General features: G+C 76.8%; 20 protein-coding genes. 10 read left to right on the forward strand and 10 right to left on the reverse strand.

Annotation, left to right across the window (positions count from 1 at the left end):
- The 4 genes from ACFUEL_RS12640 to ACFUEL_RS12655 all read left to right on the forward strand — a co-directional run.
- Nucleotides 1–637, forward strand: a 637-nt coding sequence (locus tag ACFUEL_RS12640; protein WP_380236131.1) for an AAA family ATPase, incomplete at its 5' end; no start/stop codon positions are given.
- A complete protein-coding gene (locus ACFUEL_RS12645; protein ID WP_380236132.1) occupies nucleotides 637–4,311 on the forward strand; it encodes a DUF5682 family protein in 3,675 nt (1,224 codons plus the stop codon). The genes ACFUEL_RS12640 and ACFUEL_RS12645, both read left to right, overlap by 1 nt.
- On the forward strand, nucleotides 4,308–6,326 hold the full coding sequence (locus ACFUEL_RS12650) for a hypothetical protein (protein WP_380236133.1): 2,019 nt from the start codon (nucleotides 4,308–4,310) through the stop codon (nucleotides 6,324–6,326). Before ACFUEL_RS12645 ends, ACFUEL_RS12650 begins: the two co-directional genes overlap by 4 nt.
- A gap of 67 nt (nucleotides 6,327–6,393) precedes the next feature.
- Nucleotides 6,394–6,990, forward strand: coding sequence for a hypothetical protein (locus ACFUEL_RS12655; RefSeq protein ID WP_380236134.1), 597 nt, complete (start codon nucleotides 6,394–6,396; stop codon nucleotides 6,988–6,990).
- Between the two features lie 93 nt (nucleotides 6,991–7,083).
- Here ACFUEL_RS12655 and ACFUEL_RS12660 read toward each other — a convergent pair whose 3' ends face one another.
- Entirely contained in the window at nucleotides 7,084–7,647 is a 564-nt protein-coding gene (locus tag ACFUEL_RS12660; protein WP_380236135.1) for a hypothetical protein, read from the reverse strand.
- Between the two features lie 190 nt (nucleotides 7,648–7,837).
- Between ACFUEL_RS12660 and ACFUEL_RS12665 the strand changes: the two genes are divergently transcribed.
- Complete coding sequence (locus ACFUEL_RS12665; RefSeq protein WP_380236136.1) at nucleotides 7,838–8,257, forward strand: YciI family protein; 420 nt, start codon at nucleotides 7,838–7,840, stop codon at nucleotides 8,255–8,257.
- Nucleotides 8,257–9,597, forward strand: coding sequence for an RNA polymerase sigma factor (locus tag ACFUEL_RS12670; protein ID WP_380236137.1), 1,341 nt, complete (start codon nucleotides 8,257–8,259; stop codon nucleotides 9,595–9,597). Before ACFUEL_RS12665 ends, ACFUEL_RS12670 begins: the two co-directional genes overlap by 1 nt.
- A gap of 13 nt (nucleotides 9,598–9,610) precedes the next feature.
- On the opposite strand, the gene ACFUEL_RS12675 is transcribed toward ACFUEL_RS12670, so the two are convergent.
- The 4 genes from ACFUEL_RS12675 to ACFUEL_RS12690 form a co-directional block, all read right to left on the reverse strand.
- Nucleotides 9,611–9,754, reverse strand: a complete 144-nt coding sequence (locus ACFUEL_RS12675; RefSeq protein WP_380236138.1) for a hypothetical protein — start codon at nucleotides 9,752–9,754, stop codon at nucleotides 9,611–9,613.
- Nucleotides 9,755–9,813: 59 nt separating this feature from the next.
- The gene (locus ACFUEL_RS12680) at nucleotides 9,814–11,526 is read right to left on the reverse strand and encodes a GAF domain-containing protein (protein WP_380236139.1); all 1,713 of its coding nucleotides are present in this window, start codon (nucleotides 11,524–11,526) and stop codon (nucleotides 9,814–9,816) included.
- 174 nt (nucleotides 11,527–11,700) lie between these two features.
- Nucleotides 11,701–12,459, reverse strand: a complete 759-nt coding sequence (locus ACFUEL_RS12685; protein WP_380236141.1) for a RimK family alpha-L-glutamate ligase — start codon at nucleotides 12,457–12,459, stop codon at nucleotides 11,701–11,703.
- Nucleotides 12,456–13,322: a RimK family alpha-L-glutamate ligase gene (locus tag ACFUEL_RS12690; protein WP_380236151.1), complete on the reverse strand. Its 867-nt coding sequence runs from the start codon at nucleotides 13,320–13,322 to the stop codon at nucleotides 12,456–12,458. The genes ACFUEL_RS12685 and ACFUEL_RS12690 overlap by 4 nt, the downstream gene beginning before the upstream one ends.
- 235 nt (nucleotides 13,323–13,557) lie before the next feature.
- On the opposite strand from ACFUEL_RS12690, the gene ACFUEL_RS12695 reads away from it, so the two are divergent.
- The 3 genes from ACFUEL_RS12695 (at nucleotide 13,558) to ACFUEL_RS12705 (ending at nucleotide 15,990) form a co-directional block, all read left to right on the forward strand.
- Nucleotides 13,558–14,256 (forward strand): AAA family ATPase, encoded by a 699-nt coding sequence (locus tag ACFUEL_RS12695; protein ID WP_380236142.1) that lies wholly within the window; start codon nucleotides 13,558–13,560, stop codon nucleotides 14,254–14,256.
- 270 nt (nucleotides 14,257–14,526) lie between these two features.
- Nucleotides 14,527–15,423: a hypothetical protein gene (locus tag ACFUEL_RS12700; protein ID WP_380236143.1), complete on the forward strand. Its 897-nt coding sequence runs from the start codon at nucleotides 14,527–14,529 to the stop codon at nucleotides 15,421–15,423.
- A gap of 219 nt (nucleotides 15,424–15,642) precedes the next feature.
- A complete protein-coding gene (locus ACFUEL_RS12705) occupies nucleotides 15,643–15,990 on the forward strand; it encodes a hypothetical protein (RefSeq protein ID WP_380236145.1) in 348 nt (115 codons plus the stop codon).
- Between the two features lie 7 nt (nucleotides 15,991–15,997).
- Here ACFUEL_RS12705 and ACFUEL_RS12710 read toward each other — a convergent pair whose 3' ends face one another.
- The 3 genes from ACFUEL_RS12710 to ACFUEL_RS12720 all read right to left on the reverse strand — a co-directional run bounded on the left by ACFUEL_RS12710 (nucleotide 15,998) and on the right by ACFUEL_RS12720 (nucleotide 19,233).
- Entirely contained in the window at nucleotides 15,998–16,645 is a 648-nt protein-coding gene (locus ACFUEL_RS12710) for a response regulator (RefSeq protein ID WP_380236146.1), read from the reverse strand.
- 30 nt (nucleotides 16,646–16,675) lie between these two features.
- Nucleotides 16,676–18,250, reverse strand: coding sequence for a sensor histidine kinase (locus tag ACFUEL_RS12715; RefSeq protein ID WP_380236152.1), 1,575 nt, complete (start codon nucleotides 18,248–18,250; stop codon nucleotides 16,676–16,678).
- A gap of 134 nt (nucleotides 18,251–18,384) precedes the next feature.
- Nucleotides 18,385–19,233, reverse strand: a complete 849-nt coding sequence (locus ACFUEL_RS12720; RefSeq protein ID WP_380236147.1) for an NAD(P)H-binding protein — start codon at nucleotides 19,231–19,233, stop codon at nucleotides 18,385–18,387.
- 115 nt (nucleotides 19,234–19,348) lie between these two features.
- Here ACFUEL_RS12720 and ACFUEL_RS12725 point away from each other — a divergent pair, with 115 nt between their 5' ends.
- Nucleotides 19,349–19,807: a MarR family winged helix-turn-helix transcriptional regulator gene (locus ACFUEL_RS12725; protein ID WP_380236148.1), complete on the forward strand. Its 459-nt coding sequence runs from the start codon at nucleotides 19,349–19,351 to the stop codon at nucleotides 19,805–19,807.
- A gap of 19 nt (nucleotides 19,808–19,826) precedes the next feature.
- Here the strand turns inward: ACFUEL_RS12725 and ACFUEL_RS12730 are convergent, their stop codons facing one another.
- Together ACFUEL_RS12730 and fabF are read right to left on the reverse strand one after the other, a co-directional pair.
- Entirely contained in the window at nucleotides 19,827–21,305 is a 1,479-nt protein-coding gene (locus ACFUEL_RS12730) for an alpha/beta hydrolase family protein (RefSeq protein WP_380236149.1), read from the reverse strand.
- A 283-nt stretch (nucleotides 21,306–21,588) separates the two neighbouring features.
- On the reverse strand, nucleotides 21,589–22,857 hold the full coding sequence (fabF, locus tag ACFUEL_RS12735; RefSeq protein ID WP_380236150.1) for a beta-ketoacyl-ACP synthase II: 1,269 nt from the start codon (nucleotides 22,855–22,857) through the stop codon (nucleotides 21,589–21,591).
- Nucleotides 22,858–22,939: the final 82 nt, after the last annotated feature.

Raw genomic sequence — 22,939 nt, forward strand, 5'->3', positions numbered from 1 at the left:
GGGGCAGGTCGTCCGGTTCGAGGAGATCACCCGCTGCCCGCTGGAGGTGCAGGACTGCCTGCTCTCGCTGCTGTCCGAACGGGTGCTGGCGGTACCGGAGTTGGACGGCCCGGACGGCATGGTGTTCGCCGCCCCGGGGTTCAACGTGATCGCCACCGCGAACACCCGGGACCGGGGCGTCAACGAGATGAGCGCCGCGCTCAAGCGCCGGTTCAACTTCGAGACGGTGTTCCCGATCGCCGACTTCGACACCGAAGTCGCCCTGGTGGAGGCCGAGTCGGCGGCGCTGCTGCGCTGCTCGGGCGTCGGGCCGGCCCCGGACCGGGACCTGCTGGAGGTGCTGGTGGCGACCTTCCGCGAACTGCGCGCGCCGGACGGCGGGAAGGGCGCGTCCTCGGCGGTGCTGAGCACGGCGGAGGCGGTGTCGGTGGCGCACGCGGTGGGGGTGCGCGGCTGGTTCCTGCGCCAGGAGCCGGGCAGCGCCGCCGACCTGGTGACCTGCCTGGCCGGCACGGCGGCCAAGGACAGCCCGGACGACCTGGCCCGGCTGCGCCGCTTCCTGGAGCAGCAGGCGGGCCGCCGCAAGGGCGGCCGCTGGAGCGAACTGTACGACGCCCGGCACCTGTTGGCCGACTGATGGCACCGACCACGGCGCGCCCGGAGGCGGTGTTCCTGGGCGTGCGGCACCACTCGCCGGCCTGCGCGGCCCTGGTGGCGCGCACCATCGGGGAGTTGCGGCCCGCGCACGTGCTGGTCGAGGGCCCGGCCGATCTGAACCCGCGGCTGGACGAACTGCTGCTGGGCCACGAACTGCCGGTCGCGGTGTTCAGCCACTACCGGGACGAGGAGCGGACGGCCACCTCCTGGGCGCCGCTGTGCGCGTACTCGCCGGAGTGGGTGGCGCTGACCGAGGGCCGGGCGGCGGGCGCGCAGGTGCGCTTCGTCGACCTCCCGGCCTGGCACTCGGCGTTCACCGACCGGGCCCGCCCGCTGGCGAACCGGTTCGCCGACGCCGAGGCCCGGTACGCGCAGGCCACCGAACGGCTGTGCGCGGCGTTCGGGACGGACTCGCCGGACACCCTGTGGGACGGCCTGGTCGAACTCCCGGACCAGGCGGGCCTGGCCGAACGGCTGGACGCCTACTTCGAGTTGGTGCGCGGCGACGCGGCCGCCGACGACGGCGACGCGGCCCGCGAGGCGTACATGGCGCGCTGGGTGCGGGCCGCGCTGGAGCAGGGGGACGGGCCGGTGCTGGTGGTCACCGGCGGCTTCCACACGCCCGCGCTGCGGGCACTGGCCGCGTCCGGAGCCACCGAGCCCGACTGGCCCACGGTACCGAGCCCGCCGGTCGGCGCGGTCGGCGGGAGCCACCTGGTGCCGTACTCCTTCCGGCAGTTGGACGCGTTCGGCGGCTACCAGTCCGGCATGCCCTCCCCCGGCTACTACCAACTCCTGTGGGAGCGCGGCCCGCAGGGCGCGGCGGACGGCCTGACCGAGGAGGCGGTGCGGCGGCTGCGGGCGGCGAAGGCCCGGGTGTCGACGGCCGACCTGATCGCGGCCCGCACCCTGGCCGACGGCCTGGCGGCGATGCGCGGGCACCGGACGCGCTCGCGCGCCGACGTACTGGACGGCCTGGTCTCCGGGCTGGTCGGCGAGGCCCTCGACCAGCCGCTGCCCTGGCAGGGACGCGGACGCCCGACCGCGGGCACCGACCCGCTGGTGCGGGTGCTGGTCGAGGCCGGCACCGGCGACCGGCTCGGCCGACTGCACCCGGACACGCCCGCACCGCCACTGGTGCACGACGTGGCGGCCGAACAGGAGCTCTGCGGCGTCGAGACGGGCTCCCCGGCGAAGGCCGACCTGACCGACCCGGAGGGCCTGCGGCGCAGCCGCTTCCTGCACCGGCTGCGGGTCCTGGGCGTCCCCGGGCACATCCGGGAGAGCGGGCCGACCGGCGGCGGCGACCCGGTCTTCACCGAACTCTGGGCACCGGCCCCGAACGGCTGGCAGCGGCGGCGCGACGCCGCACTGATCGAGGCGGGCGCGTACGGGGCACGGCTGTCCGACGCGGCGGCCGTGGTGCTGGCCGAACGGGCCCGGGACGCGGGCACCGACCCGGCGGCCCTGGCCGGACTGCTGTTCGACGCCGTACTGTGCGGGGTCGGCACGCTGGCCGGCGAACTCCTCGACACACTCGCCGAACGGGTCGGCCGCGTCCCCGAACTCGGCGCGGTGGGCCAGGTGTTGGCCACCACCCTGGACCTCTGGCGCCACGACCGGGTGTACGGCGTGGCAGCCGACCCGCGACTGGCCCACCTGGTCGACGCCGCCCTGCGACGCGTCCTGTGGCTGGCCGAGGGCCTGCACGGCAGCGGCGGCGTCGACCATGCCCGCCTGCGCGCCACCCTCGCCGCCCGCGACGCCCTCCGCCACGCCGCCCCCGTCCTCACCCTGCCGCGCCCCGCCGCCCTGGCCACCACGACCCGAATCGCCGCCGACCCGGCCGCACCCCCGGACCTGCGCGGCGCCGCCCTCGGCCTGGCCTGGTCGCTGTCAACGTACGGGACGGCCCCGACCACGACCGACGACGACGCCGAGGACACCGGGCGGACCGGGAACGCCGGCGGCGCCGAGAGCGCGGCCCGGCAGGCGCGGGCACTGGCCGGCGAGCCGGAGCGGCTGGGCGACTGGCTGTCCGGGCTGTTCGTGCTGGCCCGCGAGCAGCTGACCGGCCCGGCCCTGGACGCGGCCGGTGACGCGTCGCTGTTCGACGCGCTGGACGGGATCGTCACCGGCCTGCCCGCCGCCGACTTCCTGCACGGCCTGCCCGCGCTTCGCCAGGCGTTCGGCTACTTCCCGCCGCGCGAACGCGAGCGGATCGCCCAGCGCCTGCTGGCCCGCCGCGGTCGCACCGGCTCGGCCCGCGGCCTGCTGCGCACCAGCGCCGACCCGGCCCTGCTGGCCCGCGCCGCCGGTCTCGAACTCGCCACCACCGACCTCCTGACCGCCTACGGCCTGGCCCCGACCCTCCCGACCCTCCCGAGCACCTCGACCAGCCCGGCCGGCCCGACCAATCCGTCCGTCCCAACCACCCCGGCCACGAAAACGTCCCCCGCCCCGGAAATGCCCGCCCCCGCGACCCAGCCGCCCTCGGCCGCCGCCCTGCCCGACGAGGGTCTGGAGCGCTGGCGGCTGATCCTCGGCGCGGCCGCCGAGCGCTGCACCGGTGGTCTCGGGCAGCTCGCCGCCGAGCAGGACGCCGCGCTGGAGTGGCTGTACGGGCGCGACCCGGAGGCGAACCGGCGCGGGGTGCGCCGGACGGGCGGTGGCGGCTCGCGCGACGGTTCGCGTAGCGGGGGCAGCGAGGCGTCCCGGGTGACGCCGGTGGACTGGCTGGAGGACGTGCACCGGCTGTTCCCGAAGGAGACCGTGGAGCGGTTGGAGCGGGACGCGGTGGAGCGCTACGGAATCGACGAGATCGTCACCGACCCGGAGGTGCTGTCCCGGGTGGAGCCGAGCCCGGCGCTGCTGCGCGCCGTGCTGCGCACCAAGCACCTGATGAACCCCGAACTCCTGTCCCTGGCCCGCAGGTTGGTCGAGGCGGTGGTGCGCGACCTGCTGGCCAGGCTGCGCCCCGAACTGCGCCGGGCGTTCACCGGGGCGCGGGCGCCGGGCCGCAGCCTCGTCCCGCTGGCCCGGAACTTCGACTTCCGCTCCACCGTGCGGGCGAACCTGGCGCACTACCAGCCGGAGCGGCGGCGGCTGCTGATCGAGCGGCCGTACTTCCACTCGCGGACGCGGCGCACCCTGGAGCGCTGGCAACTGGTGCTGCTGGTCGACCAGTCGGGCTCGATGGCCGGGTCGGTGATCCACTCCGCGGTGACGGCGGCCTGCCTGTGGAACCTGCCGGGGCTGCGCACCCACCTGGTGGCGTTCGACACCTCGGTGGTGGACCTGACGGAGGACGTGACGGACCCGGTGGAGCTGCTGATGCGGGTGCAGCTCGGCGGCGGCACCGACATCGCCCAGGCGGTGGACTACGGGGCCGGACTGCTGGACAACCCGCGGCGGAGCATCGTGGTGCTGGTGTCGGACTTCTACGAGGGCGGCGACGCCGGCCGCCTGCTGCACGGGGTGCGCAAGCTGGTCGAGCAGGGCAGCACGGTGCTCGGTCTGGCGGCGCTGGACGAGGAGGCGGATCCGGTGTACGACCGCGAACTCGCGGCCAGACTGGCCGGGTTGGGCGCGCACGTGGGTGCGATGACGCCGGGTGAGCTGGCGGCGTTCGTGGCGGAGAAGGTGGGCCGGTGAGCGCGCCCCGGGCGGACCTGCTGGCGTTGGACGCCGACACGCTGGCGGCGCTGGCCAATCGCGGCCTGGTGAAGCGGGCGGCCCGCGAACTGGAGTCGGGGGCCGGGGCGTCGGTGGCGCCCGGCGCGGACGGCGAGGTGTCGGCGTCGTTCCCGGACGGCAGCCGGACGGCGCTGCCCGCCGGGGTCCCGCTGGAGGCGGGGACGTGCAGTTGCCCGGCGCCCGGAGTGTGCCGCCACCTGGTGGGACTGGTCCTCGCGTACCAGGCCCAGTACGGCGCCCCGGCGGACGACCCCGCCGCCGCCCCGCAACTCCCGTGGTCTCCGGCCGAGTTCGACGATGCGGCGCTGCTGGCGGCGTTCGGCCGGCCGGCCCTGACGGCGGCCCGCCGGGCCTGGGGCCGGGGGGTGCGGGCGACGGTGCAGCGGATGGACGCCGAGCACCCGGCCCCCTCGGTGGAACTGCCGAGCTGCACCGTCCGGTTCCCCGTTCCGCACAGCCTGAACTTCGCGCTGAGCGGGGCGACTTCGGCCCGGCACGGCGAACTGGTGACCCTGGCGGCCTGGGCGTTCCGGGCGGCCGAGCAGGACGGCACCCCGTCCGGGGCGGCCCGCACCATGGGCGGCGCCAAGGCCACCGCACAGCCCGCCACCGCACAGCCCGCCGGCCCCGAAGCCAGCGCCCCCCGGGCCGCCGCCGCACCGACCGCGACGGCGGACCCGATGGCGGCGGCGACCGCCCTCACCGAGGAGCTGCTGCGCACCGGAACCGCCCGCAGCGGCCCGGTCCTGCTGGCGCAACTAGCGCGCGTCGAGGCCGAGTTGGCTTCCGCCTCGGCCCACTGGCCGGCCGCCGCGACGGCCGAGCTGCGGGCCCAGGCCCAGGCGTACGCGGACCGGGACACCCGCTACGACCCGAACCGGGTCGCCGAGCTGCTGGCCGAACTGCGGGCCAGGGCGCGGGCCGCGGACCGGACGCTGGCGCTGGGCAGCGGCGAGAGCGCCGTCACCCAGCTGCGCCGCACCCGGTTGGTCTCGCTGGGCTGCCGGATCTCCGGCCGGGGCGAGCGGGAGCGGAGCGCGGAGATCTACCTCGCCCAGCCGGACGCCGGGATCGTGCTGGTGCTGCGCAAGCACTGGGCGCTGACGGACGACCGGCCGGCGACCGGCGCCGAGCTGGCCTCCCGGCGGCTGCTGGGGCACTCGGTGCGGGCGCTGGCGGGGGCGAACCTGGTCAGCGAGTCGCTCTCGCGCAGCCCCGGGCGGACCGTCACGGTGGAGCGCGGCCGGATCGCCTCCACCAGCATCACCCCGCTCGGCGACGCCTGGGCCTCGCTGCCCGCGCCGCTGCTGCTGCACGACGCGGCGGCCCGGCTGCGCGCGCCGGGCGGGCGGCCGCCCCGGCTGGTGCGGCCCCGGATCGAGGCGGAGAACGCGCACGTGCTGGCCGTCGCGGAGGTCGGCCCGCTGGGCTACGACCCGGCCGGGCAGCGGCTGGAGGCGACGGTGCGGGACACCGCGGGGACGGCGGTGCTGCTCTCCGCCGAGCACGACGTGCTCCGTCCGGGCCGGATCGACGCGCTGGCGGCGGCCCTGGAGTCCGGCACGGTGACGCACGTCAGCGGTCTGCTCCGGCAGGCGGCTGGCCGTCCGGCGCTCGACCCGCTGGCGGTGCGCACCGCGGCCGGGCTGGTCCACCCGGACTTGGCGGCCGAGGGCGACCCGCACCCGTTCGCCGCCCTGCCGCCCGTCGGCGGCGACCCGCTGACCGAGGCGCTGACCGAGGCGCGCGGCGCGCTGGCCGAACTGGCCCGCACCGGTCTCGACTCCGCCCTTCCGCACCAACTCGCTCCGGCCGCTGCTCAGTTGCGCCGCACCGGGCTGCGCACCGGGGCCGCCCTGCTGGACGCGCTGGCCGCCGACCCGGTGCCGGACCGCTGGGCGGACGCCGCGATCCACCTGCTGACCGCCCTCGACCTGCACCGGGAGGAGGCCGCGGAGGCAGCCGGGCCGTGATCCCCGGTGTCCCGTGCTCCGACGGCGGGCAGTACAGTCCGTCCGAACGATCATGGGAGGGAACCCGATGACACTGCGCCGCCGCCGCCAAGTCGCCTGGACGCTCAGAGGATTGGCGTTGCTCGCCGTCCTGGCCGCCCTGATCGGCCGGTCCGGCGCCCGCTCGGGCGGGCTGGTGGAGGCGAAACGGCTGTTCGACCACCCGGTGCTGCTGGGCGGCAGCGCGGCGGTGCTGGTCGTGGTCTCGCTGGTGGTCGAGATGGAGTTCCGCACCAGGTTCTCGCAGATCGGCTGCGCCGCCGCCGTGGTGGGGCTGATCGCCCTCGCGGGGCCGTACGTCCTCATGGGCCTGGTGTTCGACGACAACGGCACCCCGGTGAGCCGGACGGCCCACCCCGACCGCCCGGACCTGGCGCTGACCGTGACCGACGTCGCCGTCTCGATCGACCCGCTCTACCAGGTGGAGGTGGTGACCGGCACCGGCTGGTCCGCCCGCCACTGGGAGCTGGGCACCTGGGGGGAGGGCACCCGGCACGGCTACTACCAGGACGCGGTGTGGTCCGGCCCGGACCGGGTCACGGTGACCTCGGACGAGGAGACCGTCGTCTTCGTCCTCGACCCGGCCACCGGCCGTCCGGGCGCCCCGCAGACCACGAAGCGCTGACCCCGCCCCGCCCTGCGGGCCCACGCCGGTCCACCCACGGAGGGCGGGGATCCCCGTGCACCCGGTGCCGCGCGGGAGTCCGCCGGACAGCACCTACCCGCAGTGGGTCTCGGGGTCGTAGGTGCTGTGCTTGACGGTCACCTGGTAGACGTCGGGGCCGGGGGCGCGCTCGGGGCGGAGGGTCACCACCAGCAGGGTGGGGCGGCCGTCCACCTTCCGGGAGAAGCACAGGTAGCCGTCGGGGTCGTCGTCCGCCGCGTCCGTGTCGAGCCGCCAGCCGTCGGCCGCGGCGGCGTCGCGGTAGAAGCCCAGCACCTCGGCGGCCGGGCCGGGGTGGCGGTAGAGCCGGCCGACGCGGAGCCAGGGGGTGGTGGAGTCCCCCACGCACTCCGCCTCGAGCTCCTTGCTGGTGTGGCTGATGGAGTACTCCCAGTTCACGGGGGTCGCCCCGGCGGGCGCGGAGGTGCCGACGGCCAGCCCCCGCAGGACGTCCAACCGCTTCCCGCTCCCCTGGCAGGTGCCCTTCACCGCCATGTCGTCCCCCACCAGCGGGCCGCACCCGGACGCGGCCAGCACCACGAGCGCCGCGCCCGCTCCCCACCCCGCGATCCGTCCCGCCGTCCGTCCCGCCATCCGTCCCGCCGTCCGTCCCGCCATCCGGCGTCTCCCCGTCCACTGGAATGATCATCAGTCCGGAAGGCTGGAGCCTACCGAAACCCCCAGGCCGGCCTGCCCCGGGGAGGGTCCGGAAAAATTTCCGGGCGCCCGTGTCGATCCGCGTCCGCGCCGTTCGACCTTGGGATAGAAGGGGGTCGGCAGAGGATCCCCCCGAACGAGGAGCAGGGCGATGGCGAAGTACATGCTGATCATGCGGGCGACGGACGAGACCCTGGCGAAGATGTTCGAGACGCCCTTCGAGGAGATGCTGGAGACGATGGGCCGGTTCAACGAGGAGCTGATCCGGGCGGGCGTGCTGATCGCCGCCGAGGGCCTGGACGACCCCTCCCAGGGCGTGGTGGTCGACTACGACGGCGAGGCGCCGGTGGTCACCGACGGCCCGTACGGGGAGACCAAGGAGCTGTTCGGCGGCTTCTACCTGATCGACGTCGCCTCGAAGGAGGAGGCCGTGGAGTGGGCCAAGCGGCTCCCGGCGCTGCCGGGCGCCAAGTGCGAGGTGCGCCGCGTCCCGTCGATCGACGAGTTCCCGCAGGACAACAAGTGGGTGGCGCTGGAGCGGGCCTGGCGCGAGCGGACCGGTCAGCTCTGATGCCCGCGACCGACCACGACGGCCCGCCGGACGGCACCCCGGCTCCGGACGGCGCCCCGGCCCCGGACGGCGCCCCGGTCCCGGGCGGCGGCCCGGTCACCGAGCCGGCCCGGCGGGCCGTCGCGGCGGTCTGGCGGATCGAGTCCGCCCGGATCGTCGGGGCGCTGGCCCGCTGGACCGGCGACTTCGCGCTGGCCGAGGACGTCGCCCAGGAGGCGCTGGCCGAGGCACTGGTGGCCTGGTCGCGCGACGGCGCGCCCGCGAACCCGGTGGGCTGGCTGCTGACCACCGCGCGGCGGCGGGCGATCGACGCCTTCCGCCGCCGCACGGCGCTGGACGAGCGCTACGGCCTGCTCGCCGGGGACGTCACCGAGGCCGCCCCGGACGAACTGCCCTGGGACCCGGACCGGATCGACGACGACGTGCTGGCGCTGGTGTTCACCGCCTGCCACCCGGTGCTCTCCCCGGAGGCCCGGGTGGCGCTCACCCTGCGCGTGGTGAGCGGCCTGTCCAGCGAGGAGATCGCCCGCGCCTTCCTGGTGCCGGTGCCGACCGTGCAGGCCCGGATCACCCGGGCGAAGAAGACCATCGCCGCCGCCCGCGTCCCGTTCGAGCTGCCGCCCGCCGAGGAGCGCCGGGCCCGGCTGGGCGCGGTGCTGAGCGTGCTGTACGTGGTGTTCACGGAGGGCTCGACGGCGACCGGCGGGGACGACCTGCTGCGCCCGGACCTGACCGGCGAGGCGCTCCGGCTGGCCCGGACACTGACCGCGCTGCTGCCCGGCGAGGGCGAACCGCACGGCCTGCTGGCCCTGTTCGAGCTGACCGCGGCCCGTTTCCCGGCCCGCACCGGCCCGGACGGCGAAGCGGTGCTGCTGGAGGACCAGGACCGCACCCGCTGGGACCGTTCGGCGCTCCGCCGCGGCCTGGCGGCGCTGGGCCGGGCCGCCGGGGCGGGGCGCGGCCTGGGCCCGTACGGGCTGCAGGCGGCGATCGCGGCCTGCCACGCGGTGGCGCCGTCGGTGGCGGAGACCGACTGGGAGCGGATCGTGCTGCTGTACGAGGCGCTGGGCCGGGTGGCACCGTCCCCGGTGGTCGAGCTGAACCGGGCGGTGGCGGTCGCGATGGCGAGCGGCCCGGCCGAGGCGCTGGCCGTCGTCGACGAGCTGCTGGCCGCCGACCGGCTGCCGGGCTCCCACCTGCTGCCGACCGTCCGCGGCGAGCTGCTCACCCGCCTGGGCCGCCCCGCCGAGGCCCGCGCCGAGCTGGAACTCGCCGCCCGCCTGTGCCGCAACGCCCGCGAACGGGCCGTACTGCTGCGCAAGGCGGCCGCGCTGGGCTGACGGGGCCGCCCGGTCAGGGGTGGAGGTCTCCGCGGAAGAAGGCGACCAGGTACCGGGGCAGTTGGAGCATCCCGGCCGCCGCGACGAGCGCGTACGCCGCGAACGCCGTCAGGAGCAGCCACCGGACGACCCGCCGTACCGTACCGCCTGCCGTCATGCCGCCCCCGTCCGAAGAACCGTTCGGGCACGGATCCTAGCGGGAACCGCACCCCGGCGTCAGTGCCCCAGCGGAGCCGTCCAGTTGAGGACGGTGCCGCCGGCGGGCGGGGCGGTGACGGTGAGGGCGCCGCCGAGGGTGCGGGCGCGCTCCTCGAGGTTGCGCAGGCCGCTGCGGCGGCCCTGGGCGGGGATACCGACGCCGTCGTCCTGGACGGTGAGGGCGACCTGGCCGCCGCCGGCCTGCAGGGTGACCTCGACCCGGCCGGCCCTCGCGTGCCGGGCGGCGTTGCTGAGCGCCTCGCCGAGGACGGCCACCAGGTGGTCGGCGACGGCGGGCGGCACGTCGGTGTCGAGCAGGCCCTCCATGCTGAGCCGGGGCGCGAAACCGAGGGCGGCCTGCGCCTCCTCGACCACGTGCACGGCGCGGGCCCGCAGACCCTGCCCGGCCCCGGCCTCGCGGACCCGCAGTCCGAAGATCGTCGACCGGATGATCTTGATGGTCTCGTCCAGGTCACCGACGGCCCGCAGGACGCGGTCGGACGCCCCGGGGTGGTCGATGAACCGGGAGGCGCTCTGCAGCGTCATGCCGGTCGCGAACAGCCGCTGGATGGCCAGGTCGTGCAGGTCCCGGGCGATCCGGTCGCGGTCCTCCAGGACGGCCAACTGCTCGGCGTCGCGCCGCCGTTCGGCCAGCTCCAGGGCCAGCGCGGCCTGGTCGGCGAAGCCCAGCAGCGGGTCTATCTCGCGCTCGGTGAACTCCGGCTCGCCGCCGCCGCGCACCAGCAGCAGCACGCCCTCGGTGTGGCCCTCGGCCCGCCCCAGCGGCACCGCGACGGCCGGGCCCAGGCCCTCGAACCGCGACACCCGGCCGGGGAAGCGCGGGTCGTCCGCCAGGTCGTGCGAGGTGACCGGGAAGCCGGCCGCGCAGGCCGCGCCGGAGAGGGTGCCCTCCAGCGCCACCTCCACCCCGACCCGCCCGTTGACGTTCCCGCCGAGCGCCAGCTCGACCCGCAGGCCGGCCCCGTCGGGCAGCGCGGTCAGCACGTCGGCCAGCTGCGCACCGGAGATGTCGCAGGCCCGCTGGGCGATCAGCTCCACCACCTGGGTGCGCGAACTGCCGGACAGCAGGCTGCGGTTGATCTCGGCGGTGGCGGTCAGCCAGCGCTGGCGGCGCTGCGCCTCCTCGTACAGCCGGGCGTTGTCGATGGCCACCCCGGCGGCCACCGCGAGGGTGGCGATCACCGACTCGTCGTCGTCGTCGAACCCGGCGGCGCCGCGCTTGTCGGTCAGGTAGATGTTGCCGAACACCTCGTCGCGCACCCGCACCGGCAGGCCGAGGAAGGTCCGCATCTCGGGGTGGTGGGCGGGGCAGCCGGTGGAGGCCGGGTGCTGCTTGAGGTCCTCCAGGCGCAGCGGGTGCGGGTGCCGGATGAGTTCGCCGAGCAGGCCCTTGCCGGTGGGGTAGGGGCCGATCCGGGCGATCTCCTCCTCGGACAGGCCGACGGTGATGAACTGGGAGAGGGTGTCGCCGTCGGGGCCGATGATGCCGAGCGCCGCGTACTTGGCGTCGGCGAGGACGGCCGCGGCCTCCACGATCCGGCGCAGCACCTGGGTCAGCTCCAGCTCGCGGCCGACCGACAGGACGGCCTCCAGCAGGCTGTGCACCCGGTCCCGGGTGCCCCGGGCCACGTCGATCCGGGCCTGCAGCTCGGCCAGCAGCTCGTCCAGCCTCAGCTGCGGGAGCCGCGACCGCGGTTCCTCCTCGCGCACCGCGCTCCTCCTCGTCCGGGTCTCCGCCGCCGATTCTCGCAGACGCCCGGGACGGGGTGGACCCACGGGGTGCACATGCGATAGGCCCGGAACCGCCAGGTCACGGCGGCACGCCCCGCCGGACGCGCCCCAGCGGCGGGCGGCCCAGCGGCGGGCGGCCCAGCGGCGGGCAGCTCAGCGGCGGGCGGTGCGCAGCACGAGCGCGGCGAGCGCCTCGGGGGCGCCCGCCTGGTGGCGGACGCCGGGGAAGGCGTTGACGTCGACGACCACCGGGCCGTCCGGGCCGATCAGCAGGTCGACGCCGTACACCTGGAGGCCGAAGGCGGGCCCGGCGGCGAGGGCGAGGGCGCGCTCCCGGTCGTCGGGCGCCCAGGGGCGGCGGGCGGGGGCGCCCGGGGCCAGTTCGGAGCGGCGCTGCTCGGCGAAGACCTCGCCGCCGACCACCCACACCTTGCGGTCCCAGCCGTCGCCGTCCACCGGCCGCTGGAGCAGGACCGGCTCGGCGGGCCACAGCGCGGCGAGTTCCCGCCACCGCCCGAGGGTGTCGGGGCGGGCCACCAGGTCCTCCTTGCGGCTGCGCAGGCTCTTGACCACCACCGGTCCGCTCCAGGGGAGTTCGCCGAGGACGCCGGTGGCGAGGGTGGGCGCGAACGGCAGGCCGGCGGCCCGGGCGGTGCGCTCCATCAGGCTGCGGTCCTGGCAGTCGGCGGTGGCGGCGGCGGAGTTGAGCACGGGCGTGCCCGCCCGCTGGTACTGCTCGGCCCGGCGCAGCGACCGCGCGTCGCGGGCCTTGAGCAGCACCACGTCGGCCGGCTCGTCCGGGCCGACTGTCAGGTGCCCGTCCCGCTCCAGGAGGCGGCGTGCCCCGGCGAGCAGCGGGTGGTCGGGTTCGCGGGCGATCAGGGCGATCCGCAGCGGTGCCGACGGGCTCATCCGGCGACTCCGGCGTCGGTGAGCAGCGGGCCCGCGCCGGGGGTGGGCCAGGAGGAGCCGGTGCGGGCGAGCCGGACCACCGCGTCGGCGACCCGTTCGACGGCGCGCGGCACCTGGCGGAAGCTCGGGAAGTCGTTGACGTCGACGACCACCGGGCCGTCCGGGCCGATCAGCACGTCCAGGCCGTACAGGTCGAGGCCGAACACCTCGCCGACCTGCGCGGCCAGCGCGGCGACCTCGCGCGGCAGCGGGACGGGGCGCTCCACGGCGGGGTGGTGCGGGTGCAGCGGCGAGGTGCGCCGGGTGGCGAAGAACTCGCCGCCCGCGCAGTACACCTTCAGGTCGCAGCCGTCGTTGGGCACGTACGGCTGGGCGATCAGCAGCCCGCCGTCCGCGGAGGCGGCCAGCCCGGCGAGCTGCTCGGGCCGTTCGACCAGGTGGACGGCGCGCCCCGAGGAGCCGTCGGCGGGCTTGACGACCAGCGGGTAGTGGCGGGCGCCGATCGCGGCGAACGCGGCCGGGTCGGCGGCGGCCCAGGTCCGCGGCATCGGCAGGCCGTGCAGCGCGGCGACCACCGCGGCCCGCGCCTTGTCGCGGACCGGCCGGATCGCCCGCGCGTCGTTGACGGTGGTCAGCCCGGCCGCGGCGGCGGACTCCAGCAGGCCCAGGCCCGGCCCGCCGGAGACGGTCTTCAGCACCCAGGCGTCGTGCTTGCCGCCGCGCACCAGTTTGGCGAGGTCGAGCAGGTCGGCGCCGGGCCGCAGCACGTCCACCCGGTGGCCGACGGCCCTCAGGTGCTCGACCACGGCCAGCGGCATCCCGTCGTTGCGGTAGTGCTCCTCCACCAGGAAGCAGAACCTCATGCGCGCCACGTGCCCCCACCCCATCTTTCCCACGGTTCCCCTGCGCCCCGGGCGAGTTGCCCCGGGGAGGATCGCATCCGACCACCCTGCCACGGATCATCCGCCGCATTTCACCCAGGGTGTCCGGGAACGGAAACAGCCGTGTCACGGGTGGGCCGCCGCGGGCCTGGAACCGGATTCACCGGGCATGACGTTCCTATGACGCCCCCTTGGCACACTCTTTGAGGAGGATCGCGTGCATCCGCTGCTGCGCCCGCACGACCGGCACGACCTGACCGGCCGCCCCGCCCCGGCCCGACTGGCCTACCCGGCGGGCGACGTGCTGGTGGTCTCCGGCCTGCCCGGCAGCGGCAAGAGCACCCTGATGCGGCGCTGCGCCCGGGCCGCGGTGATCGACTCCCAGCACACCCGGGCCGCCTTCGCCCGCGCCCTGCCCGGCGTCCCGTACGCGCTGTACCGGCCGCTGGTCCGGGTCGCCCACTACCTGCGGCTGCGCGCGGCAGTCCGGGCCGGCGGCCCGCTGGTCGTGCACGACTGCGGCACCCTGCCGTGGGTGCGCCGGGCGCTGGCCCGGTCCGCCGCCCGGCAGGGCCGCCGGCTGCACCTGCTGCTGTTGGACGCCAGCCCCGCGCAGGCCGCCGACGGGCAGCGCCGCCGCGGCCGCCGGGTCTCCCGGTACGCCTTCGCCCGCCACCGCCGCGCCTGGGCCGCGCTGCGCGCCCTGGCCACCGCCGAGGGCCCGCTCCCGCCGGGCGTGGCCTCCGCCGTCCTGCTCCCGCGCGCCGCCGCGGCCCGCCTGCGGACGATCGAGTTCACCACCGTCACCGGCCAGTTGGACGCCCCGCTCCCCGGCCAGATCCCCGGGCCGATCCCCGCTCCCCGCCCCGCGCCGGCCCCGCCCCGCGAGCCACTGCCCGCCACCACCAGCGGCTGAACCACCCCGCGCCCCGCCCACGCCCGGCCTCCCACCGGGTGTGGCCTCCACCGTCCTGCCCTTCGCACGCGGCCGCGGCCCGCCTGCGGACGATCGGGTCCACCACCGTCACCGAGCAGTTGGGCGCCTCGCTCCCCGAACCGATCCCCGCGCCCCGGACCACCCGACCGCCCCGGCCGCCCCGGCCCGGCGGTCCGCGGGTTGCGGCGAACGGCTGAGCCGCCCCGCGCGTCGCCCGCCGCCCGGCCCCGGCCTGGCTAGTCTCCCGCCATGGGCACCCCCGAACGCACCCCGGAGCGCGCCGCCTCGCCCGCGCCCGTGTCCGCTCCGCCGTCCTCCCCCGCCGCACCGGCCGCGCCGTCCTCCCCCACCGCACCGGCCGCACCGGCGCAGCCGCTCCGCGGCCCGCAGGCCCGGCGGATCGCCGACCGGCTGTCGGTGCAGTTCCGCGTCCCGTTCGAGCCGCAGTACGAGCCGGCCGGGACGCGCTGGACGCTGCGCTGGTACGACGGGCCGACGGTGGAGGCGGTGCGCCGCGCGCTGGGGCGGCTGTTCCCGGACGGCGCGGCCGACGCCTTCGCGGTGCGCCGGGACCTGACCACCCGGGCGCTGGTGCTGGCCGCGATCCGGGAGACCCGGGCCGGGGCGATGCACCGCTCGGTGGGCAGTTGGGGCCAGCGCTACCACCTGGAGCAGCTGCTCGCCGGGCAGGAGCACCCGGACCGGCCGGCGGACCCGCGCGAGGCGGCCATGCTGGAGCGGCTGCTGGCGGCGGCCACCGCCGAGTCGGTGCGCGGCACGGCGGCCCCGGACCTGTCCCGGGCCTTCGACCTGGTCGCGCGGGACGGGGTGGCCTGGCTGCTGCCCGAGCACCGGCTGGCCGGGCCCGCCGACCGGGACGCGCTGGCGCTCGCCCCGCTGGAGTACCTGACCGCCCGTTACGCCACCGGCGTGCACCGCACCGCCTGGGAGACCGCGCTGGCCGTGCTGCCGCTGCGCGCCGCCGTCACCGCCGCCCACCGGGACCCGGAGCCGGACCCGGACGCGGCCCGGGCGGCGCTCGCCCTGCTGCCCGCGCTGCGCGCCCAGCTGTCGGCGGAGGTCGACGCGATCGGCGAGCGACTGACCGCCGCCGCTGCCGCGACGTCCGCCGCGCCCACCGCCTGAACCTCTCCGCCCGAGCCTCTCCGCCCGAGCGCCTCCCGTCGGGGCCCTCACGCCGGGGCCCTCACGTCGGAGCCCTCCGGCAGCGTGTCGACCCCCATTCTGCCTGTTCACGGCCGCTTCCGGTAGGAGCGAGCGCACATCCCTCCGCCCTTGTCCGGCACGCCCGGTGGGCCGCAGACTCGTCCGCATTCCCCCTTGGACGAGAGCGATGGGAGTCGTGTGTCCTCACGCATGGACCAGGAACTGGCGCTGCGGGCCCGGGTGTTGTTGGCGGGCAGCGAGCCGCCCACCCCGTGGCAGGCGTACCGGGCGCACCGCCTGCTGGCCCGGGAGAACCCGGCGGCGCACCTGCCGCGGCTGGCGCTGGCGGCGATCGAACTGACCAACCACTACCCGGTGTTGCTCCGAGCTGACCTCCAACTCGAGCTGATGGAGGAGGCGTTGGCCGCCGCCGCGGCCATCCCGGCCGGGTACCCGTTCCGGCCCGAGGCGCTGCGGCAGATCCGCAAGGCGTACACCGAGCGGGCCGCCCAACTCGGCATCCCCCTTCCGCTCGACTGGAGTTGACGGTGCGTCAGAGTTCCGCGTCGCGGGCCAGCAGGGCGGCCTGGACGCGGTTCTCGCAGTCCAGTTTGGCCAGGATCCGGCTGACGTAGGTCTTCACCGTCGCCTCGCTCATGTGCAGTCGGGCGCCGGTGTCGGCGTTGGACAGGCCCTCCCCGAGCAGATCGACCACGGCGCGTTCGCGCGCGGTGAGCACGGCCAGCCGCCGTCTGGCCCGCTCGCCGCGCGCGGCCGCCGGGCCGTCGGCAAGGCTGTCGACGATGTGCCGGGTGGCGGCCGGGGAGAGGAAGGCGTGGCCGGTGGCGGCGGCCCGGACGGCCTGGATGAGCTCGCCCGGCGCGGTGTCCTTGAGCAGGAAGCCCGCGCCGCCGGAGGTGATCGCCCGCAGCACGTTCTCCCGCTCGCCGAAGGTGGTGAGCACGATGGCCCTGGTCCCGGGTGCGGCCCGGGGCAGTTCGGCCAGCGCGCTGAGCCCGTCCATGACGGGCATCCGGATGTCCAGCAGCAGGACGTCGGCGGCGAGTTCGGCGGCCAGCCGGAGCGCCTGCGCCCCGTCGGGGGCCTCGCCGACCACCTCGATGTCCTCGGCCGAGGTGAGGATCATCCGGATCCCGGCCCGGATCAACGGCTCGTCGTCGGCCACCAGCACGCGGATCACCGCACGTCCCCTCTCCCGCCCTCGGTACGGCTACACCTTTCCACGGAAGTGCTGCTTCTCCACCAGCCGGCCGTCCTTGAAGCAGAACCGCAGCACGTCCTCGTCGTCCAGCCCGCTGCCGCGGTCGCTGGCGAACCAGCGGCAGTGCGCGCCCTCCGGCACCGGCGGGCCGATCTTGCGGAAGCTGCCGGTCAGGAAGTCGCTGCCGACCGGCAGCCGTTCGTTGACGGACTCCTCGCTCTGGCCGACCTCGATCGAGTCGTAGAGCTTCATCGTCACGGTGGCGTCCCGCAGCGAGCTGACGAACACGATGGCGCCGACCACGGCGACCGCGGCCACCACGCCGAGCACCCCGAGGGCGCCGAGCGCGCAGCCCAGCGCGGGGCGGCGGCGCTTGCCGGGTTCCTCCAGGTGGCCGGACAGCAGGGCGAGTTCCTCGTCGTCGGGGACGGCGGCCCGAGCCCCCTCGGGGGTGTAGGGCAGCGTCCCGGCGAGCCGGAAGCCGCCGTCGGGCAGCGGCCCGCTGTGCACGATCCCGCCCAGCAGCCGGGCCCGTTCGCGCAGCCCGGTCAGGCCCTGCCCGCCGGAGACCGCCGCCGCGCCGTCCCCGCCGGGGCCGTTGGCCACCTCCACCACCAGCGCGTCCGGCTCGTAGCGGACGGTCAGCGTGATCGGCGCGCCCGGGGCGTGCTTGTGCGCGTTGGTCAGGCCCTCCTGGGCGATCCGGTACGCGGCGTGGCCGGTGGCGGCGGCCAGCGGGCGGGCGGTGCCCTCCTGGCGCAGTTCGATCCGGGCGCCGGCCGCGTCGGAGGAGGCGGCGAGGCGTTCGATCGCGTCGACGCCGCCGGGTGCGGTCGCGGTGTCCTCGCGCAGCAGGCCGACCACCTCGCGCAGTTCGCGCATCGCGCCGGTGGCGGCCTGGCGCAGCACGGCGACGGCCTCGCGCTGCTGCCCGCCCAGCGTCCGGTCGACCTCGAGGGCGCCGGTGTGCACGGCGATCAGGGCGAGTTGGTGCCCGAGGCTGTCGTGCATGTCCTGGGCGATCCGCTGGCGTTCGCGCAGCCGGGCCTGCCGGGCGATCATCACGCGTTCGCGCAGCAGTTGCTCGTTGCGTTCGCGCAGGCTGTCCAGCAGGGCGGCGCGCTGGGCCCGGTAGCGTCCGATGACCGCGGGCAGCACGCCGACCAGCAGGTACCCGGCGACGCACAGGCCGAGCAGGACGGGCAGCGGGAGGTGGTCGCGCCGGTTCTGCAGCAGGGCGACGCCGAGGATGGCCGGGAAGCCGAGCGCCAGCACCGCGGGGGCCCGCCAGGGCCGGTTCAGCCGGCGGCCCGCCGAGTACCCGGCGGTGACCAGCAGCGGCAGGAACCCGGGCGGCCCGCCCGCCCCGGCCGCCGCCACCGCCAGCACCGGCCCCGGCAGCCCCCGGCGCAGCGCGTACAGCACCGCACTGGCCACCACCACCAGCCCCGACGGCCACCCCCCGCTGTCGCCCGCCTGGAACAGCGCCGCCAGCGCGCACACCAGCAGCCCGCCGAGCACCTCCCGGACGACCGTCCACCACCGCCAGGGCCCGGGGAACAGCCGTCCCCACCACGTCCGCATCCTCACCCCGCGACCCTAGCCACTTCCGGGGCCCGCCCGGAGTCCCCGAAAGTCGACGCCGCGCACCGACGATCGTCGCTGCCGGAGCGCCGGGCCCCCGGCCGGGGTCCACGGCCAGGGACCACGGCCGGGCCCTACCGGAAGGCGTCCGCGTGGCGGGCGCACCAGGCGGCGAAGGTGCGCGGGGGGCGGCCGAGGAGGCGGGCGACGGTGTCGGTGCGGAAGCCGGCGGTGTCGGCGCGCAGGAGGGCGAAAGCCTCGGTGATCGCCTCGGCGAGGGCGGCGGGGGCGCCGGCGGGGAAGCGGGCGCGGACGGCCTCCTCGGGGCCGGCGGTGGGGCGGGCCTCGATCGGGCGTCCGGTGGCGGCGGCGAGCAGGGCGACCTGTTCGGCGACGGTGAGCGCCTCGCCGCCGGTGAGCGCGTAGTGCGCGCCGTGGTGGCCGTCCCCGGTGAGGACGAGGGCGGCGACGTCGGCGATGTCGGCGGGGTCGATCGGGGCGAGGCGGCCGGGGCCGACCGGGTCGAGGACGTAGCCGCCGGTGCGGACGGTGTCGGCCCATTCGAGGGCGTTGGTCATGAAGCCGCCGGGCCGCAGGACGGTGTACGGGACGCCGCAGCCGCGGACGGCCTCCTCGCGGGCGTGGTGCCAGCGGCCCATCGCGGGCATCGGGTCGCCGAGCACGTTGGCGGAGGACAGGTGCACGAGGTGGCGCACCCCGGCGGCGCGGGCGGCGGTGACGGCGTGGACGGTGTGCTCGGTGCCGAGGCCGGGGGTGAGCAGGAAGAGCCGCTCGACGCCCTCGAACGCCGGCGCCAGGGTGGCGGGTTCGCCCAGGTCGCCGACGGCGCGTTCGATCCGGGCGGGCAGCGCGGCGGCGCGGGCCGGGTCACGCACCAGGACGCGGACCCGGGCGCCCTTCCCGTCGAGCGCGCGGACCAGTTCGCGGCCGACGTTCCCCGTCGCGCCGGTGACCAGTATCATCGTTCCCCCTGAAGACATTAGCCGTCTATCGATCTCTCGACGGGAACGTTAGCCGGGAACTGATTAGCCGTCAAACGACCTGCCGTGCCCACCGGGCACCGACCGGAGGCCCGCCATGCCCGAATTCCTGGACCTGCACGGCCGGACCTCCAAGGTCCTGCGGGCCGCGGCCGACGCCGGCATGCGCCGCCACGGACTGCACCTCGGCCAGAACCTCCTGCTCGCCGCCCTCTGGGAGCAGGACGGCCGCACCCCCGGCGAGATCGCCGCCGCCCTCGGCGTCACAACCCCCACCGTCGTCAAGATGGCCACCCGGATGGCCACCGCGGGCCTGCTCACCCGCACCCGCGACGAACGCGACCAGCGCCTGGTCCGCCTCCGGCTGACCGACGCCGGCCGCGCCCTCCAGCAGCCCGTCGAGGCCGAGCGCCGCCTGCTGGAGGAGCGGGTCACCGCCGACCTGACCCCCGAGGAGCGCCGCCACCTGCTGAGCGCCCTCGCCAAGGTCCACCGCGCGACCGCCGCCCTGCTCGCCGACGAACGGCCGGACGAACGACCCGACGAGCAGCTGTAGCCCCGGTACCGGCGGCGGCTCAGCCCCCGGCCGGCCGCTGGACGGTGAGGCGGCCGTAGGCCGACAGCGCGGCGGCCGGATCCCCGGGGGCCGGATCCCCGGCGGCCGGGTCGCCGGCCGCGGGCCGCAGGGTGGCGTCCAGGAAGGCGAGGGTGGCCGCGGCGACCAGCCGCGGGGCGCCGGTGCGGCCCAGCGAGCCGACCAGCGAGGGCACCGGCGGCAGGTACAGGGGCGCGTCGGTGAAGCCGAGGTGGGCGGCGCCGGGGACGGTGAGCCGGTAGGCGGGGGCGGTGCCGGCCGCCAGCGCCTCGGCGAGGCGGGGCAGGTAGCGCGGGTCGGTGTCGGGAGTGACGTCCTGGGTGAGCGCCAGCACCGGCTGGTGCAGGGCGGGGGCGGCGGGGCCGTGCGGGAAGCCGTCCAGGTCGACCACGGCGGTGATCCGGGCGTCCCGCCGGGCCGCCTGGAGCGCGGCGGCGCCGCCCATCGAGTGCCCGGCCGCCGCGACCCGGCCGGTGTCCAGGCGTCCGGCCAGCGGGTCGGCGGCGTCGTGGTCCAGGCCCTCCAGCCGGGTCAGCACGAAGCCCAGGTCGGCGGCCCGGACGGCCGTCCAGTCGGCCGCGAGCTTCTCGTCGGCGTCCCGGTCGCCGGTGGAGGAGGTCGCGGACCGGACGGTGCGGCCGTCCTCGAGCAGCACGGCGGCGCTGTCGTACGGGTGGTCCAAGGCGGCCACCAGGTAGCCGTGGCTCGCCAACTCCTGGGCCCAGGCGGTGTTCTGGGTGCGCGCCCCGCCCGATCCGGGCGAGAACAGCACCACCGGGAACCGCTCCGTCCCACCGGCCACCGGCGCGTCCGCCACCGCCAGGCTCCGGGCCCCCGCCGCGTCGTCGAGCAGGAACCCGGGCAGGCCGGCCCCGGCCGCGAGCGCCCCGGCGACGGTGCGCGCCTCCGGCCCGGTGCGCCCCAGGTAGCGGGCGCGCGGCGTGCCCGGCGGGCTCTGCCGGGCCGGGTACCAGAGCTGGACGACGACGGTGCGCCGGTCGTCCGGGTCGGCGGTGAAGGTCTCGGGCCTGCCCGGGTCGGTCCACTGCACCACCCGGGTGCCGACCGCGAAGGGCCCCGACGGCGCGGGGAACACCGGCACGGGGAACGCCCACGCCGCCAGCGGCCCGGCCGCGACCAGCCCGAGGCAGGCCGCCGACCCCGGCAGCGCCAGCCACCACCGGGCCCGCCGCGCCGCCCGGCCGGAACGCCGCCGCAGCAGCGGGGCGAGCGCGAACGGCAGCGCCGCAACGCCCCCCGCCAGCACCGGCCACAGCTGCCAGCGCACCCCCGTCACCCCCAGCAGCACCGCGGCCGGCCCGAACACCGCCCCCGCCGCGGCGGCGGTCCACGGACGGGCGGCCGGGGGCAGCCAGCGCGCCACCACCAGCGCGGCGGCGGCCAGGACGGCCAGGAACTCCAGGGGGGACAACGAGGGTCCCGCGATCGTCTCGGTCACCCCGCCATCCTCGGAGCCCGGCCCCGCCCGCCACATCGCCCGCCGGTCGCCTCCGCACCCCCACCCCGGTCGCACCCCGCCCCGCCCGCCGGGCGCCCGCGCTGCGACCCGGGGAGGTACCGGCCCTCCTCCTGCGGTCGTACCCCGGCCCGGCCCGCTCCGACGGCGGACTCATGCGGGCCACCGCCACCCCCGCCTAGCGTGGCGGTACCGGAGCGCACCACTCCGACGGCCGGGGGGGGGGGGGGGGCCCGGCCCCCGCACCCCCCTCGGGGCGGTCGCGTCAGACGGTGCGGAAGGCCAGCACCACGTTGTGGCCGCCGAAGCCGAAGGAGTTGTTGAGGGCGGCGATGCGGCCCTCGACCGGCAGCTTGCGGGCCTCGTCGCGGACGATGTCGGCGTCGATGTCGTCGTCCAGGTCGACCACGTTGACGGTCGGCGGGGCGATCCGGTGGTACAGCGCGAGCACGGTCGCGACGGTCTCGATGCCGCCCGCGCCGCCGAGCAGGTGGCCGGTCATCGACTTGGTGGCGGAGATCGCCACGTGGTCGAGGTGCTCGCCCAGGGTGCGGCGCAGCGCCTTGATCTCGGCGGTGTCGCCCTGCGGGGTCGAGGTGGCGTGCGCGTTGACGTGCACGACCTCGGACTTGTCCAGCTCGTTGCGGGCGAACAGGTCGTCGATGGCGCGGGCCACGCCGGCGCCGGTCGGCTCGGGCTGGGCGATGTGGTGGGCGTCCGAGGACAGGCCCTGGCCGACGGCCTCGCAGTAGACCCGGGCGCCGCGGGCGGCGGCGTGCTCGGCCGACTCCAGCACGATCACGCCCGCGCCCTCGCCGAGCACGAAGCCGTCGCGGCCCTTGTCGTACGGGCGGGAGGCGTGCTGCGGGTCGTCGTTGTTCTTGGACATCGCCATCATGTTGGAGAAGGCGACGATCGGCAGCGGGTGGATCGCGGCCTCGGTGCCGCCGGCCACCACGACGTCGGCGCGGCCGGTGCGGATCATCTCGATCGCGTAGCCGATCGCCTCGGCGCCGGAGGCGCAGGCGGAGACGGGGGTGTGCACGCCCGCGCGGGCGCCGACCTCCAGGCCGACGTTGGCCGCCGGGGAGTTGGGCATCAGCATCGGGACGGTGTGCGGGGAGACCTTGCGGACGCCCTGCTCCTTGAGCACGTCGTACTGGTCGAGCAGGGTGGTGACGCCGCCGATGCCGGAGGCGATGACCGCGCCCAGCCGCTCGGGGGCCAGCGGGTTCGCCTCGTCGGTGGCCGGGGCCTCGTAGCCCGCGTCCTTCCACGCCTCGCGGGCGGCGATCAGCGCGAACTGCGCCGAGCGGTCCAGCTTGCGGGCCAGCGGACGGGGCAGGATCTCGCCGGGCTCGGTGGAGACCCGGGCGGCGATCCGGACCGGCAGCTCGGCCGCCCAGTCCTCGGTGAGGGCGCGGACCCCGGACTTGCCGGCCAGCAGGCCCTCCCAGAAAGTGGCGGCGTCGCCGCCCAGCGGCGTGAAGGCGCCGATACCCGTGACGACCACGGTGCGGTTTTCAGCAGTCACTGGTTTCTTCTTCTCTCACATCTGAGGGGAGGACCGGAGGGGCCGGAGGGGCGGGGTCCGGTCGGGGCGCGCGGGGCGCGCC

The organism is Kitasatospora sp. NPDC057198 (assembly GCF_042670125.1).
Taxonomy (GTDB): domain Bacteria; phylum Actinomycetota; class Actinomycetes; order Streptomycetales; family Streptomycetaceae; genus Kitasatospora.